Raw genomic sequence first — 15,747 nt, 5'->3', positions numbered from 1 at the left:
TAGGCTGGGGGCACGCGCATTTCCGTGCCGCGCCGGCCAGTCCGTACCCGGCACGTGCGGGCAGCCCCGGCCCCAACCGGCAGCGCTTCACCAGCAGGAGGTCAACGATGAACATTCCCATCTACCGGCAGGCGCTGGGCGCGGACTTTGCCCGCCTCCAGCCCGAACTCCAGGAATACTTTTCCCTGGTTCCCGGCTCCGGCAAGTACGGCGTGGGCGAAGGAACCTTCGATGTGGTGGGGTGCCGGCAGGAGTGGCTGCGTCCCTTGCTCCGGCTGGCTTCCGGGGAGGAGGCGTTCTTCCCGGAGTACGGCGAAAACATCCCGTTCCGGATCGAGAACCATGCACACCAGGATCCGTTCGGCCGGTCCAGCCTGACGGCCCGCCGTGAGATCCGGTTTCCCGGCAGGACCCGCATCTTCCAGGACACCACCAGCGCGGTCAGGGACCATGGCAGCGGGGTCCCCCGGCCGGAGACGCGGCTGGTGGACTATGTGGGCCGGCACCGGAACATGGTCACCGACCTGAACCTGAGCGTCACCCGGGAAGGCCGGCTCCGCGGCGTATCGGAGGCTGCCAGGCTCTTCGCCGGTCCGCTCAGGATCGCGCTCCCGGCGGCCCTGGACGCCAAGGCCTACGCGGAACAGTGGTGGGACGATGCGGAGGGCAGGCACCGGATCCAGGTCAAGGTCATCCAGCCCCAGGCCGGCCTGGTGCTGGTCTACGCCGGAAGCTTCGACTACCGTCTCCGCTTCTACACCGGGGCAAGCAAGGCCCGCAGCTTCCTGCCGCGCTACGCGCAGCCGGACCGCTGGGAGAACCGGGTCTGACGCCGCGCAGGCCGACCCGGACGCGCCAGGCCGATCCGGACGCGGCGGGGCGGCGCACGAACGCCGGGGCTATTAGTGCGCCAGCTGGTTGAGCCCGTCCGCCACCTGCGTGACCCTGCCCAACACGGCCGTGGCCTGTGCCGGCGTATGGCCGGCAAGACCGGCCGAAGGGGTGACCCGCAGCGAAGCCAGGCCGGACGCGCGAAGGCCGAGCTCCCGCCACGGGCGCCATACTGAGTCCACCGCAGCCGCCGTGGACTGAAGCTGCGGGCCGGAGACGTCCAGGGCACCCAGCCACAGCCGGTGCCCGGCCTCCACGGCCCCGGCCAGCTGTTCCCACTGCCGGAACGTCAGGGCTCTGACCGGAACCGCTATCCCGTCTGCCCCGGCGGAAAGGATCTGCTCGAAGGGTGCTTCGATTTCGGGCACTGCAACCACCACTTCGTCGGCTCCGGCCGCACGCAGGGCTGCGGTGACCACCCGCCAGGCTTCGCGGGCTTCCGAGCCCGGGACGGCCCGCAGGGTCCGGTAACCGCTGGAGGTGGGTATGGCGCCGGCCAGGATGGCGGCAATATCCGGTTCATCCAACTGCACCACCAGGCGCGCACCGGGCACTGCCGCCCCCACCCGCGCAAGGTAGCGGCCTACGCCTGCGGCCAAGGATTCAGCCAGGTCGCGCCGCGCCCCGTAATCGAGCAGTGCCCGCTCGCCGTTGTGGAGGTGCAGTCCGGCGGCAAGGCTCAGCGGGCCGACCAGCTGGATCTTGATCTCGGCGGCGGGCACGTCCTCGGCCCCCGCCACGTCCGCCAGGATATTAATGTCCGTGGAGAGTGCCGACGCCGCCCGCCGGAGGTCCTTGCCCGGCCGGTCCACGAGCCGCCAACCGTACGGCTGCACATCGACGGCCAGCTCTTCAAGGAGGCAGGCCGTCCGCCCCAGCGCATCGGAGCCCACGCCGCGCGCGGGAAGTTCGGCGAGGAAGGGCAGGTGCGGCCTGCCCAGCTCCCCGCGGATGATGCGTGCCGCCTCGAGCGGGTCCTCCCCCGGCCACGACCCGAGCCCGGTGGCTGTCACCTCAGCCGGCGGTGCCTGCCTGCCCGGTCCGCCGCCGTCGTGCCGTTCTTCCACACTCACGCGCGGGCCGGCGCCTGCGGCTGCTGCCCGGCTGCCGCCTGGTGGTCCTCGGCGATGGCCTCATGATGGCGGATGACTTCGCCGATGATGAAGTTCAGGAATTTCTCGGCGAACGCCGGGTCAAGATGCGCGTCCTCGGCGAGCCTGCGGAGCCGGGCAATCTGGGCAGTCTCCCGTCCCGGGTCCCCCGCGGGCAGCTGGTGGGCGGCCTTCAGGAAGCCAACCTTCTGCGTCGCCTTGAACCGCTCCGCCAGGAGGTACACCAGCGTGGCGTCGATGTTGTCGATGCTGGAACGGATGGACAGCAGTTCAGCCATCACCGAGTTGTCCACATGGCCTGCCAGCGAACTGGCGGAGGGGTCGTACTCGTCCGGCGCGGGAGAGAGGGGATTGTGCTGCGTCATACTCCCAGTCTATGGGCAGCCGAAGAACCGCCGCCGGTGTTAAGCGCCGGCCCGCAGACGGGTCCGGCGCCGGCGCTTAACACCGGTCGGTCACCGCGCCAACAGCGCCCGGTGCGCTTCCCGCCGCCGTGCCTGCTCGTCAGGATCGGGGACCGGCAGGGACGCGATCAGGCGGCGCGTGTAGTCATGCTGCGGATTTCCCATGACCTGGCTGCCTATCCCCTGCTCCACCATCCGCCCCTTGTACAGGACGCCAACCCACGTGGACAGGATGTCCACCACAGCCAGGTCATGGCTGATGAAGAGACAGGCGAAGCCGAATTCCTGCTGGATCTCCCGGAACAACTCCAGTACTTTCGCTTGAACCGAAACGTCCAGGGCCGACGTCGGCTCATCCGCGATCAGCAGGCGCGGGCTGAGGCTCAGTGCCCGCGCCAGGGATGCCCGCTGCCGCTGCCCGCCGGAGAGTTCGTGCGGGTAGCGCGCAGCGTACGACGCCGGCAGCTGGACTGATTCCAACAGCCCGCCGACGCGTTTACGCGCCTCCGGCGGGGATGGCCGCGTGTGGATCAGCATGGGTTCGGCGATGCACTCGCCGATGGTCAGCTGCGGGTTGAAGGACGCCGCGGGATCCTGGAAGACGAACCCGATGTCTTTGCGGAGCGGCTTGAACGTGCGTTCCTTCAGATTGAGCATCTCGTACCCGAGTACGTTGAGGCTTCCCCCCGTGGTGCGGGTCAGCCCGGCAATCGCCCGGCCGATGGTGGTTTTACCGGAACCCGACTCCCCTACCAGGCCGAAGACTTCTCCGTGTGACAGCGTAAAGCTGACGCCATCAACGGCCCGGAAGGCCGGCGTTCCCAGCCTGCCGGGGTACTCGATTACCAGGTCCTTGGCCGAGACCACTACCTCCGCGTCCTGGTGTGCGCGTTCCGTCAGGCCCTGGGATGCCGAGTTCCGGCCCAGATGGGGTACGGCCGCGAGGAGTTGCCGGGTGTAATCCTGCCGCGGCTCGGCGAACAGCGTGCGCGCCGCCGCTTCTTCCACGACGTCTCCCTGGTACATCACCACCACGCGGTCGGCAAGGTCCGCCACCACCCCCATGTTGTGGGTGATAAGCACAATGGAGGTGCCGTATTTGTCCCGCAGGTCCCGGAGGAGCTCCAGGATTTCGGCCTGGACGGTGACGTCCAGCGCGGTAGTGGGTTCGTCGGCCACGATGAGCCCCGGGTTCAAGGCCAGCGCGGCCGCGATGACCACGCGCTGCTTCTGTCCCCCGGAGAACTGGTGCGGGTAGTAGTCCACCCGGTGTTCAGGGTCAGGGATACCCACCTTGCGGAGTGCTTCAACCGCCCTGCCCCTGGCTTCCCTTGCGGTGACGCGCTTCCCGCCGTCCTGGCCCGAATGCGCCCTGATGCCCTCGGCGATCTGCCACCCAACGGTGAACACGGGGTTCAGTGCCGTGGACGGCTCCTGGAACACCATCGCCACATCCCGCCCGCGGATCTGCCGGAGGCGGGCCGCGCTGACGCTGATGACGTCCGCGCCGTTGATCAGCACGGCACCGGTACTGGTGGCGGTTTCCGGCAGGAGCCCCAGGATCGTTTTGGCCGTGACTGTCTTGCCTGATCCGGACTCTCCGACGATGGCCACCACTTCACCGGCCCCCACTTCCAGACTGACGTCCTTGACGGCCCGGACCGGGCCGCCGTCAGTGGCGAATGTGACCTGGAGGTGGTCGATGTCCAGTACGGGACGGACGTCCTTCGACGGTTGCTGTGCTGGTACGGCCTGGGTGCTCATGATGTTTCTCCTTCTGCCGCGGAGCGCTGCGGAGACCGGGCCGCCGGGCCGGCTCCGCCTGGCGCGCTGCGGGCGCGTCTGCGTCCCCGCAGCCGCGGATCGTTCAGGTCATTGATGCTCTCGCCAACCAGGGTCAGTCCCAGCACGGTCCATACGATGGCCAGACCCGGAAACAGCCCGGTCCACCAGATGCCCGAGGTGGTGTCCGCGAGCGCCTTGTTCAGGTCGAAACCCCATTCGGCGGCGGAGCTGGGCTCGATGCCGAAGCCCAGGAAGCCAAGGCCGGCCAGGGTAAGGATGGCCTCTGATGCGTTCAGGGTGAAGATCAGCGGAAGCGTCCTGGTGGCGTTGCGGTAGATGTGGCGGCCCATGATCCTGATGTTGGAAGCGCCCACCACCTTGGCCGACTCGACGAACGGTTCGGATTTGAGCCTGATGGTTTCGGCACGGATCACCCGGAAGTACTGGGGGATGAAGACCACGGTGATCGAAATGGCCGCGGCAAGGATGCCGCCGGCAAGGCTGGACTGGCCGCCGCTGATGACAATTGCCATCACGATCGCGACCAGCAGCGACGGGAAGGCGTAGATGGCGTCAGCCGCCACCACCAGGATGCGGTCCAGCCAGCCGCCGAGGTAACCACTGACCAGGCCCAGGACCACACCGGCGAAGATGGACAGGATCACTGCCACCACGATCACCATCAGTGCCGTCTGGGTACCCCAGATCACGCGGGACAGGACGTCGTAGCCGCCCACCGTGGTGCCCAGAAGGTGCTTGCCGCCCGGCGCCTGCTGCGTGGGGAAGCTGCCTTCGGCGTCGGATAACTGGGCGAAGCCGTAGGGTGCGAGAAGGGGCGCCGCCAGGGCCGTCACCAGGAAGATGCCTGTCAGCGTCAGACCGGCCACGAGCATGGCCCGCTGGAGCCCCATGCTCTTGTTGAAGTGGGACACGACCGGCAGTCGCCGGATAAAGGGGGCCCTCGGGTTGGCGACAGGTTCGATTGCGGAGTCTGTGCTCACGTCAGTACCTCACTCGGGGGTCGATCAGGGCGGCAACGATGTCCACCACGAAGTTGGTTACTGCAACGATGACCGCGAGCAGGACCACGATGCCCTGGACGGCCACAAAGTCCCGCGCGGTCAGGTAGTTGGCCAGCTGGAAGCCCAGGCCCTTCCATTCGAAGGTCGTTTCGGTCAGTACTGCACCGCCCAGCATGACGGCGATCTGCAGTCCCATCACCGTGATGATGGGAATGAGCGCGGGCTTGTAGGCATGCTTGGTCACCAGCCGGAATTCACTCACTCCGCGGGACCGCCCCGCTTCCACATAGTCCTTGCCGAGGGTTCCGATGACGTTGGTGCGCACCAAACGCAGGAAGATCCCGGCGGTCAACAGGCCCAGGGCGAGCGCGGGCAGCACAGCATGGGCCAGCACGTCGGCCAGGGCAGCCATGTTGCCGCTGCGCAGGGAATCCAGCCAGTAGATTCCCGTCGGCGCCTGGAGCGCCGTAAGGGCGAGTTCACTGGACGTGTTGGCCCGGCCTGCTACCGGCAGCCAACCCAGCCAGACTGAAAACACCAGCTTTAGCAGAAGACCGGCAAAGAACACCGGCGTGGCGTAACAGAGGATCGCAAAGATCCGCAGGGCCGCGTCCGACAGATGGTCACGGCGGTGGGCGGCCAGCATGCCGAGGGGAATGCCCACCGCCAGGGCGACGACCAGGGCGTTGATGCTCAGCTCCAGCGTGGCAGCACCATAGGTGGTCAGCATCTCGGTGACTTTGCGGTTGTCCGACAGCGTGGTGCCGAAGTTGCCGGTGGCGAGTTGGCCAAGGTACTCGAAGTACTGCAGCAGCAGCGGCCGGTCATAGCCGGCCGCATGGATCCGCTCCTGCAACTGGTCTGGAGGGAGCCGTCCGCCCATGGCGGCAGTAATGGGATCGCCGGTGATGCGCATGAGGAAGAACACCATGGTGACGAGGATGAGGACGGTGGGGAAGATAAGCAGGAAGCGGACCAGGATGTACTGGCCCAGGCCGCCGCCTGCGGATTTCTTCTTGGACGGGAGGATCCCGTCCGCATCGCTGGGCGGTGCGTCTATCAATGTAGTCATTGGTACCTAAGTTCGGGAGGACGGGCGGTGGCCCTGTGTGTCCGGTGTAACGGAAGGAGGCGGGACGCCGGTCCGGCGTCCCGCCTCAGACTCCTGGGAGCCGCTCGCGGTTGCTGCTACTTGGAAAGTACGCCAAGCCGCGTCTTGAAGGACGGATCAAGCGTCTTCTCGACGCCCTTGACTTCCGAGCCTGCCACGAGCAGTTGCGCGCCCTGGAGCAGCGGCAACGTGGAGAGGTCCTTGGCCACGGCTTCCTGTGCCTCGCCAATGAGCTTCTCGCGCTCTTCCTTCTCGGGAGTCAGGAGCTGTTTCTTGATCAGATCCGTGACTGCGGAGTTTTCGTAGTGGTTCTTCAGGAAGTTGCCCGGGATAAAGAAGGGGGTCAGGTAGTTGTCAGCGTCTGAGTAGTCCGGGAACCAGCCCAGCTGGTAGACGGGGTACGCGTCCGCCGTACGAGCCTTGGAGTAGGTCACCCACTCAGTGGACTGCAGGTCAACCTTGAACAGGCCGGACTTTTCGAGCTGCTCCTTAACCATGGCGTACTCGTCGCCCGAGGATTTGCCGTAGTGGTCCGGGTTGTACTGCAGTTTGATGTTCACCGTGCCGGATACGCCGGCGTCCGAAAGCGCCTTCTTTGCCTTGTCCAGGCTCGGCTTGCCGCTGCCTTCGCCGTACAGGTCCTTCATCGGCTGCGTGGCGCCGGGGAGCCCGTCCGCCACGACGGAATAGGCGGGCACGTAGGTGCCCTTGTAGACCTGGTCCGAGATGGCCTGGCGGTCCACCAGGTGCGCCATGGCCTGGCGCACTGCCAGGGCCTTCTTCGGGTCAGCCTGTGGGGTCTTGGCGCCGAACGGCATGGTGTCGAAGTTGAAGACGATGTAGCGCAGTTCACCGCCCGGTCCCTTGTAGACCTTGACCTTGGAATCCTTCTCCAGGTCGGCAGCGTCGGTTGCGGTCAGGCTGCGGCCGGCCACATCCACATTGCCGCCCTGGACGTCCAGCTTCAGGTTGTTCGAGTCGGCGTAGTACTTGATGACAGCGCTGTCATTGGCCGGCTTGCCGAGCAGCCCCTTGTATTCAGAGTTCGCTTTGAGGCTGACGAGCTCGTTCTTCTTGTAGCTGTCGATGGTGTAGGGCCCGGCGAACGGCTTCCCCGCCACGATTTCGTCGTCCCCCAGGATCTTGTCGGCCGGAAACACTTCCTCGTCGATGATGGGACCGGTGTTGGTTCCGAGGATGCTGGGGAATACCTGGTCGTTGGCGGCATTAAGCGTGAACACCACCGTGGTGTCGTCCTTGGCTTCGACGGATTTCAGGTTGGACAGCAGCGAGGCGGGACCGTTCGGGTCAGCGATCTTAACCACGCGGTCATAGGAGAACTTCACGTCCGAAGCCGTCAGGGCGTGGCCGTTGGCGAACTTCAGCCCCTCCTTCAGCTTCACGGTGTACTCCGTGGGTGAGGTGAACGACGCCGATTCAGCGATGTCCGGGCTGGCTTCGGCCGAGCCCGGGTTGGAGTTCATGAGGAATGGATAGACCTGGTTCATCACGAGGAAGGAGCCGGCGTCATAGGAACCGGCAGGGTCCAGCGTGACTACCTTGTCCGTGGTTCCGAAGGTAATGGAGCTGCCGCCGGCACCGCCGGTTGAGGTCCCTCCGCCGCCGGCCGGGCCCGTGCAGGCCGTCAGGGCGAGGGCGGAAATACCTGCCAGCGCGATGGCGCCGTGCAGGACTTTGTTGCTCTTGGTCATCTGTGAACTTTCTGTCCGATGAATCGTGCACCCGCCGACCGTCTGAGGGTTCATTTGCACAGGCGGGAAGCATTCGGTGTTGATGCTCCCGATTCAATCAGAGAGTCAACCCTCAGGACGGGACATCCTGTGAGTTGAGACACAAACTTTACCTGCCGGCTATCAGCTGGCAGGCAGTCCTAGAGCTCGGCGCGCTGAAGCGACCGCGCAGCATCGATGGTTGCCTGCCCCAGCACGCGCGTGCCCTGGTAGAGCACCACCGTTTGTCCGGGGGCCACACCACGCAGGGGCGTATCGAGCCGGACCACGAGGCCCTCGGCGGTCCCGTCGGTTCCGGCTTCCATCCACGCACGGGCAGGCACGGGATCGCCATGGGCACGGACCTGCGCGTGGCAGCCGAACTCCGCGCCGGTGGCAACCTCGGCGATGGGCAGCCCCGCCCAGGACACCTTGATGCCCTTGATCTCGTCAATGGCCAGCAGCGCCTCAGGGCCCACCACCACTTTGTTTTCCTTGGGCCTGATCTCCAGGACGAACCGGGGCTTGCCATCGGCTGCGGGGGTGCCGAGCTTCAGGCCGCGGCGTTGGCCCACGGTGAAGGCATTGGCGCCGGCGTGCTCACCCACTTTGGTGCCGGATTCATCCACGACGTCGCCGGTGGACATATCGATCTTCTCCGCCAGCCAGCCGGCCGTGTCGCCGTCCGGAATGAAGCAGATGTCGTGGCTGTCCGGCTTGTTGGCCACGGACAGGCCGCGGCGTTCGGCTTCCGCACGGACCTCGGCCTTGGACGGGGTGTCGGCCAGCGGAAACATCGAGTGCTTGAGTTGTTCATGGGTCAGTACGCCCAGAACGTAGCTCTGGTCCTTGGCCCAGTCGGCGGCGCGGTGCAGTTCCCGGTTGCCGTGGGCGTCCTCGATGACCTTGGCGTAGTGGCCGGTGCACACCGCATCGAACCCGAGGGCGATGGCCTTTTCAAGCAGGGCGGCGAACTTGATCCTCTCGTTGCACCGCATGCACGGGTTGGGGGTGCGGCCGGCGGCATACTCATCGATGAAGTCCTGGACGACGTCTTCCTTGAAGCGCTCCGAGAAGTCCCACACGTAATAGGGAATGCCCAGGACATCGCAGGCGCGCCAGGCGTCGCGGGAATCTTCGATGGTGCAGCAGCCCCGGCTGCCGGTGCGCAGGGTTCCGGGCATGCGGGACAGCGCCAGGTGGACGCCGACGACGTCGTGTCCCGCCTCGACGGCGCGGGCGGCTGCGACGGCGGAATCCACGCCGCCGCTCATTGCTGCTAGAACTCGCATACTGGCTTTCTGTTGGGGGCCGGCCCTGTGGCCGGAAGGGACGGACCGCCGGCTGTCTCCGGAAAGGTCCTCGCCTCTCTATTCTACGGACCGGCGCAAATCCCCGAACGGCAGAACTCTTCGCCCGACACCCGGCCGCGGTCAGCGCGGTGGTTCAGAGCTGCGGTTCAGAGCTGCCGGCCCGGCGGGCGACCGTAGCCGCTGTCTGGATGGAGGATTCGTGCCCGGCCATTCCGGCCTGCCTGGCCCGGGCGTAAGCGTCAGGCAGGGCTGCAAGGAGGGCATCGACGTCGGCCGCCACCGAAGCGTGCCCCAGCGAGAAGCGCTGCGCACCCCGGGCGGCCTCCTCGTCCAGCCCCATGGCGAGCAGCACGTGGGAGGGCCGCGGCACGCCAGCGGTACAGGCAGAGCCGGTGGAGGACTCGATGCCGGCAAGGTCCAGGAGGAAGAGGAGGGAATCGCCCTCGCAGCCCGGGAAGGTGAAATGCGCGTTGCCCGGCAGGCGCCGGCTGCCGGGGGCACCACGGAGGACCGCCTCCGGAATCAACTCCCGCACCCCGTCAGTCAGCCGGTCACGGAGCGCGCTGAGCCTGGCTGCTTCGGCCTCCAGGCCCGCCGTCGCGGCCTGGGCAGCCGCGGCAAAGGCCGCGATGGAGGCCGTATCCAGCGTGCCGGAACGGACATCCCGTTCCTGTCCTCCGCCATGCAGGAGCGGGGTCAGTTTGACGGCACGGCCCAGAAGCAGGGCGCCGACGCCCACTGGACCGCCGATCTTGTGCGCGGATATGGACATCGCGTCCAGCCCGGAGGCCTTGAAGTCCACCGGCAGCGACCCGAAGGCCTGCACGGCATCGGAATGGACGGGGACGGACACGGCGTGTGCCAGTTCCACGATCCGGCCGGCGGGCTGGATGGTGCCCACCTCATTGTTGGCCCACATGACCGTGACCAGGGCTATGGTTTCCGGTTCCCGTTCGAGTTCGGCCTCCAGGAACGCAAGGTCCACTGTGCCCTCGGCGTCGACGGGCAGCCAGGAGACCTCGGCACCCTCGTGCCGCTCCAGCCATTCCACGGTGTCCAGGACGGCATGGTGTTCGACGGCGGAGCACAGGATCCGGCGCCGTGCCGGGTTTCCGGCCACCCGGGACCAGTACAGGCCCTTGACGGCGAGGTTGTCCGCCTCTGTGCCGCCTGACGTGAAGACCACCTCGGAAGGGTGCGCGCCTGCTGCCGCGGCGATCGTTTCCCGCGCATCCTCCACGGCGCGCCGAGCCCTGCGGCCGGAACCGTGGAGCGAGGAGGGGTTGCCGGGGCGGGCGAGCTCCCTGGTCAGCGCGGCGAGCGCCTCCGCCGCAAGGGGCGTGGTGGCTGCATGGTCGAGGTAAACGGACACCCTGTAATTCTAGCCGCCCGCGTCCCGGCGGGCCGGGCCGGGAACCCGGAGCCGGGCGGGAATCGTTGTCTGGAGTGACCCATAAACTGGGGTCACGGCCGGCCCCCGCACGGCGCCCGAACAAAGGATGAGTGCTTGACCCAGAGCAGCAGCCACTACCAGGTCCTGAAGGTGGCGGTCACCGCCACCGACAAGGAAATCAAAGTGGCCTACCGGCGCGCTGCCCGTGCCGCCCATCCGGACCATGGCGGGGATCCGGCAGCGTTCCGCAGGGTCACTGCCGCCTATGAAACGCTGATCGATCCGCAACGGCGCAAGGCCTACGACCGTTCCTATGCTGCCGGTGCAGGCGCAGCCGTGTCCGAGGAGCCGCACTTCGACGCACCGGCGGCGGGAAGCCGGGCCTCGGCCACGGTCCACCGCCCCGGAAAGCAGCGCAACACCGCCGGCGATCCGCCGTCGTACCTTCCTCCGTACGAAAGGCTGGCACCGGGAACGGTGCCGCTCATCCCTCTGGCGGTGGCGGCGCGGCAGGTCCACGGGGAGCCCCGCAAGCGCGGAATCTTCGGCGCCGAAGCCCGGATCCAGCGCGAGCTGCGGACCGTGCAGCTGATCACCAGGCAGGTCCTGCCCGCAATACCCGCGGCGCGGCTGATCAACGGCCTGCAGTCCCCCGCCGACAACAGCCACATCGACCACGCCGTGCTTTCCGGGTACCGGCTGGCGCTCATCGGCTCCATGCTCCTGCCTAAGGGCGCGTACGCCTGGAACGGCCAGACCCTGAACCATGGCGGCCGGTCCATCCCGCCGCCGCGGCTGGCAGGAGTGGTGCGGGCCATGCAGGACGTCTTTCCCGAACTTAACGTGACCGGCTGGACCGTGGTGCTTAGCCCCGGGGGCAACCTGCACGAGCCCGTGATCGACCAGCACCGCAGGGCCGCCGGTGAGCTGGAAACCGTCAGGGTGGTCAACGCCGCCGGGATGGTGCGCGGGGTTAAGGACTTCCTTTCCTCCGGCCCGGCGCCCAACACAGTGAACGTTCCGGTCCTGGCGCGGCTCCTGCGCGGGATGCACTGATTCCCCCTGCGCAGCCCGTTTCCCGCGCGGCTAGGATGGGATGGTGTTCCGCATCCTCTTCCACTCCCCTGAAATCCCCGGCAACACGGGAAACGCCATCCGGCTCGCAGCCATCACCGGCGCCGAGCTGCACCTGGTGGAACCGCTGGGCTTCGACTTCTCGGACGCCAAGCTGAAGCGGGCCGGGCTCGATTACCACGACCTCGCCGTCGTGACCGTGCACCGGAACATCGAGGACGCGTGGCAGCACCTGCAGCCAGGGCGGGTCTATGCGTTTACGTCGGACGGTTCCGCCAGCTACACGGATATCAACTACCAGCCCGGGGACGTGCTGATGTTCGGCCAGGAATCCGTGGGGCTGCCCGCGGAACTGAAGTCCGATCCGCATGTGACGGCCACGGTACGGCTGCCCATGCGCCCCGCCCTGCGCTCGCTGAACCTGGCAAATGCGGCGTCCATCGCCGTCTACGAAGCCTGGCGCCAGCACGGCTTCGCCGGCGCGCGAGTCTGACGGCACCGGCAAAACCCCGTCCCGGGGCGTGGGTGGAATGCCCACCCATCCGCCGGGCGCTGCGCACCGAATGACATTCGAGGACATTCCACAATGGAATGTTCCACGGAGACGCAGGGAGGTGCACGTGACATTGCTGGGAACGGATCTGCGTGCACGAACCCGTCGCGCCGGACCAACTGCCCGGGAATCACCGCCGGGAGACTTATGCTTGGTAGTAATGGAAACTCCCAATGCTCCCAATTCCGAGGCCGCGGCCGCGGTGACCGAGCCTCCGGCTGATCTCAGCCAGCGCCTTACCGTCCTGCTCGAACGCACGGGCCGCGGTGACCAGGCAGCCTTTGCGGAGTTCTACCAGCTGACCTCACGCAGGGTCTTCGGCATGGCACGCCGCGTGCTCATCGACCCCGAGTTGAGCCAGGACACCACACAGGAGGTGTTCCTCCAGGTGTGGCAGAACGCGGCCAAGTTCGATCCCCGTGCCGGCAGCCCGCTCTCCTGGCTGATGACCATCTCGCACCGCCGCGCCGTTGACCGGGTGCGTTCGTCACAGTCCGCAACGGACCGCGAAGCCAAGTATGGGGCCACCACCCAGGAAATCGACCATGACTCGGTCTCGGACGAGGTTGGCAGCAGGCTCGAAGCCGAAGCCGTGGTCCGGTGCCTGGGTACCCTGACCGAAACCCAGCAGGAGTCCGTGCGCCTTGCCTACTACGGCGGGCTGACCTATCGGGAAGTCGCCGAAAAACTGAACGCTGCAGTACCGACCATCAAGTCCCGCATACGCGACGGGCTGATCCGATTGAAAACCTGTTTGGGGGTGAGTTGAGATGACAGACATGAACAAGGGACGCTCCACCGGATCCTTCGGGGACGCCATAGCCGCGGACCTCGCGTCCGGACGTGCCGTGGACCTGGCCGAGCTCTACGCCCTGGACGCGGTCACGGAGCAGGAGCGGCAGGCCATTGACGGTTATATCTCAGCCGCCCCCGAGGCCGAACGTACGGCATTCTTCGAGCGGGTCCGCGGGGCCAGGGAAACACTGGCACTGACGTTCCGGGCCGAAGAAGAGCCGCCGGCCGAACTCTTCGACCGTATCGTGGCCCAGCTTCCGGCCACCATGCCGGCCCCCGCGCCCGGGCACGCGCCGGCTACGGACGAGCTGTCCCTGGCCCGGGAGCGGAAGCTCCGCCGGCCCCCTGCCACGCGCCGCTGGCTGGCAGGCGTGGCGGCAGCAGCTGCCATCGCCCTGGGCGGCGTGGGCGTCGGCTCCTACCTCGCTGACCAGAACGACCCCATGAACCAGGTGGTCCGTGCCCAGGATGTCCGCGAGGCCTCGGTACAGGTTGCCGGCGGCGGCACGGCCACCGTCCTCATCTCCTCCGAGAAGGACGCCGCCGTGGTGAAGATGAACGGCGTTCCGGCTCCGCCCGAGGGCAAGGTCTACCAGATGTGGCTGATCCCCAAGGACGGTTCGGCGCCGGTGTCGCAGGGGCTGATGGATGCCGACGCCCTCTCCAAGCCGGCCATGGTCAAGGGAATTTCGTCCGCCGCGGCGCTTGGCATCACCGTTGAGCCTGCCGGTGGTTCCGCATCCCCGACGCTTCCCACGGTCGCTGCGGCGCCGCTGGGAGCGTAGGTAAGCTGCGCGCGCAGGCGCCTCCTCTCCGCGGCCGCTAGAACCCGGCGATGGTGCCGGGGCCGTTGACTTCCACCACGTGAAACGCTTCGGCGCTGGCGCCGGCCGGCATTCCGGCCCGCGCCGCGTTGCGGCGCATGCCCTGCCGTACGGTGGTTTCCATGGCGGCCACGTCCGGGTGCTGGCTCACGTGGACGTGGATGGCCTGCAGCTTGGCCTCAACGTTGCCGGTCACGTCCACGAAGTGGTTTTCCCGCTCCTCCGGCCCGGCGTATAGCCACAGCCAGGGCAGCTTGTACGCAGCCAGCCCGGCCTCCGCAAGCTCGGGGTAGGCGAACGGGTTCTCCAGCGCCGGATACACGGCACGGGTCACCGCTTCCCCCACAGCCAGGTGGTCCGGATGGCTTTTCTGGATCCGCTGCCAGTTCCGTTCAGGGTGCATGGCGAGCACGACGTCGGGACGGACTTCCCGGATGAGTTTCACCACGGCCTTCATCACCTCGTGCGAGGGCTCGAGGTAACCGTCCCGCTGGTGCAGGTAATGAATTTCGCTGACGCCCACCAGCGCCGCGGCGCGACGCTGCTCGGCATCCCGGAGCGCGATGATGTCCGCGCGGTGCGCGGGATCGAAGCCGCCCGCGTCGCCGTCGGTCATGATGCAGTAGCTGACCTTCACGCCGGCGGCGGTCCAGGAGGCGATGGTTCCCGCAGCGCCGAAGTCGATGTCGTCCGGATGGGCGGCGAAACAGAGCACCCGCCCAACCCGGTGGATCTCCGGGTTGAACGGGCTCTGTGCGCCGGCCGCAGAATCAGCCAACAATCAGCCTTTTCGCTTCTTGATCTCGGCAGTGGCCTGCGGCAGGACATCGAAGAGGTCGCCCACGATACCGAAGTCGGCAATTTCGAAGACGGGCGAGTCGGCGTCCTTGTTGATTGCAACGATCACCTTGGAGGTCTGCATGCCGGCCTTCTGCTGGATGGCTCCGGAGATTCCTGCGGAGATGTACAGCTGGGGCGAGACCGTCTTGCCCGTCTGTCCCACCTGCGCGTCGTGGCTGATCCAGCCGGCGTCGGTGGCTGCGCGGGAAGCACCGACGGCTGCGCCCAGGGCGTCGGCGAGTTCCTCCACGGGTCCGAAGTCCCCGTCAAGGCCACGGCCGCCGGCCACCACGATACGGGCGTCGGTCAGGTCCGGGCGTCCGCTGGCCACTTTTTGTTCCCGGCCGGTGATGCGGGCTGCCGCGGCTGCGGCGTCCGCCGGGACCTCCACGGTGGAGACGGCCGGGGCCGCCGCCGGGGCGGGCTCCGGGATGACGTTGTTGGCCTTGACCGTGAGGACGGTGACGGCGGTGGTGGCCTTGCAGGCTGTGTTGTAGGAACCTGCCAGGACCGACTTGTGGGCGGTGCCGTCCGGGTCTACGGCCACGACGTCCGTGATCACGCCCGCGTTAAGGCGGATGCCCAGCCGGGCCGCGATTTCCTTGCCTTCCGGGGAGTTGTCCAGGAGGACTGTGGTGGCGCCTGCGCTTTCGGAAGCGGCGGCGAGGAATGCCGCCTTGGGTGCCACGAGGAAGTCGTCGAGGTCTGCCGACGAGGGGCGCATGACCGCACTGGCGCCATATTCGGCCAGGGTGGCGGCGGCTGCGTCGGACAGTTCACCGTTGACGGCCACTGTGCTCTCACCCAGGGTACGGGCCAGGGTGAGCAGTTCCAGGTGGGCCTTCTTCAGCGAGGCGCCGGGGTTGTCAATGAATACGAGTACGTTTGCCATGTCAGTGA

At 67.1% G+C, this 15,747-nt stretch carries 15 protein-coding genes; 5 read left to right on the top strand and 10 right to left on the bottom strand.

Annotated elements, in window-relative coordinates; translation table 11 throughout:
• The first annotated feature begins 107 nt into the window (after positions 1-107).
• Positions 108-830, top strand: coding sequence for a DUF4166 domain-containing protein (locus ACIQCN_RS01395; protein ID WP_400609006.1), 723 nt, complete (start codon positions 108-110; stop codon positions 828-830).
• 72 nt (positions 831-902) lie between these two features.
• On the opposite strand, the gene ACIQCN_RS01390 is transcribed toward ACIQCN_RS01395, so the two are convergent.
• The 8 genes from ACIQCN_RS01390 to ACIQCN_RS01355 form a co-directional block, all read right to left on the bottom strand.
• Complete coding sequence (locus tag ACIQCN_RS01390) at positions 903-1,958, bottom strand: hypothetical protein (RefSeq protein ID WP_400604247.1); 1,056 nt, start codon at positions 1,956-1,958, stop codon at positions 903-905.
• 2 nt (positions 1,959-1,960) lie between these two features.
• Positions 1,961-2,368: a chorismate mutase gene (locus tag ACIQCN_RS01385; RefSeq protein WP_400603209.1), complete on the bottom strand. Its 408-nt coding sequence runs from the start codon at positions 2,366-2,368 to the stop codon at positions 1,961-1,963.
• Positions 2,369-2,458: 90 nt separating this feature from the next.
• Complete coding sequence (locus ACIQCN_RS01380; protein WP_400603208.1) at positions 2,459-4,171, bottom strand: ABC transporter ATP-binding protein; 1,713 nt, start codon at positions 4,169-4,171, stop codon at positions 2,459-2,461.
• Positions 4,168-5,193, bottom strand: coding sequence for an ABC transporter permease (locus ACIQCN_RS01375; RefSeq protein WP_400603207.1), 1,026 nt, complete (start codon positions 5,191-5,193; stop codon positions 4,168-4,170). The genes ACIQCN_RS01380 and ACIQCN_RS01375 overlap by 4 nt, the downstream gene beginning before the upstream one ends.
• Position 5,194: 1 nt before the next feature.
• Positions 5,195-6,286 (bottom strand): ABC transporter permease, encoded by a 1,092-nt coding sequence (locus ACIQCN_RS01370; protein ID WP_400603206.1) that lies wholly within the window; start codon positions 6,284-6,286, stop codon positions 5,195-5,197.
• 116 nt (positions 6,287-6,402) lie between these two features.
• Positions 6,403-8,037 carry an ABC transporter substrate-binding protein gene (locus ACIQCN_RS01365; RefSeq protein ID WP_400609004.1) on the bottom strand — a complete coding sequence of 545 codons (1,635 nt, stop codon included), beginning with the start codon at positions 8,035-8,037 and terminating at the stop codon, positions 6,403-6,405.
• A gap of 179 nt (positions 8,038-8,216) precedes the next feature.
• Positions 8,217-9,347, bottom strand: coding sequence for a tRNA 2-thiouridine(34) synthase MnmA (gene mnmA, locus ACIQCN_RS01360; RefSeq protein ID WP_400609002.1), 1,131 nt, complete (start codon positions 9,345-9,347; stop codon positions 8,217-8,219).
• 154 nt (positions 9,348-9,501) lie between these two features.
• On the bottom strand, positions 9,502-10,740 hold the full coding sequence (locus tag ACIQCN_RS01355; protein WP_400609000.1) for a cysteine desulfurase family protein: 1,239 nt from the start codon (positions 10,738-10,740) through the stop codon (positions 9,502-9,504).
• 135 nt (positions 10,741-10,875) lie between these two features.
• Here ACIQCN_RS01355 and ACIQCN_RS01350 point away from each other — a divergent pair, with 135 nt between their 5' ends.
• The 4 genes from ACIQCN_RS01350 (at position 10,876) to ACIQCN_RS01335 (ending at position 13,968) form a co-directional block, all read left to right on the top strand.
• A complete protein-coding gene (locus tag ACIQCN_RS01350; RefSeq protein WP_400608998.1) occupies positions 10,876-11,817 on the top strand; it encodes a J domain-containing protein in 942 nt (313 codons plus the stop codon).
• Between the two features lie 43 nt (positions 11,818-11,860).
• Positions 11,861-12,328, top strand: coding sequence for a tRNA (cytidine(34)-2'-O)-methyltransferase (locus ACIQCN_RS01345; protein ID WP_400604246.1), 468 nt, complete (start codon positions 11,861-11,863; stop codon positions 12,326-12,328).
• 220 nt (positions 12,329-12,548) lie between these two features.
• On the top strand, positions 12,549-13,157 hold the full coding sequence (sigK, locus tag ACIQCN_RS01340; RefSeq protein ID WP_400603201.1) for an ECF RNA polymerase sigma factor SigK: 609 nt from the start codon (positions 12,549-12,551) through the stop codon (positions 13,155-13,157).
• Position 13,158: 1 nt separating this feature from the next.
• Positions 13,159-13,968, top strand: a complete 810-nt coding sequence (locus ACIQCN_RS01335) for an anti-sigma factor domain-containing protein (RefSeq protein WP_400608996.1) — start codon at positions 13,159-13,161, stop codon at positions 13,966-13,968.
• Positions 13,969-14,005: 37 nt separating this feature from the next.
• Here ACIQCN_RS01335 and ACIQCN_RS01330 read toward each other — a convergent pair whose 3' ends face one another.
• Together ACIQCN_RS01330 and ACIQCN_RS01325 are read right to left on the bottom strand one after the other, a co-directional pair.
• Positions 14,006-14,785 (bottom strand): PIG-L deacetylase family protein, encoded by a 780-nt coding sequence (locus tag ACIQCN_RS01330; protein WP_400608995.1) that lies wholly within the window; start codon positions 14,783-14,785, stop codon positions 14,006-14,008.
• Between the two features lie 3 nt (positions 14,786-14,788).
• On the bottom strand, positions 14,789-15,739 hold the full coding sequence (locus ACIQCN_RS01325; RefSeq protein WP_400603198.1) for an electron transfer flavoprotein subunit alpha/FixB family protein: 951 nt from the start codon (positions 15,737-15,739) through the stop codon (positions 14,789-14,791).
• Between the last annotated feature and the right edge of the window lie 8 nt (positions 15,740-15,747).

The organism is Pseudarthrobacter sp. NPDC092424 (assembly GCF_044754925.1).
Taxonomy (GTDB): Bacteria; Actinomycetota; Actinomycetes; order Actinomycetales; family Micrococcaceae; genus Arthrobacter.
This window is presented reverse-complemented; position numbering and strand designations above follow the sequence as displayed.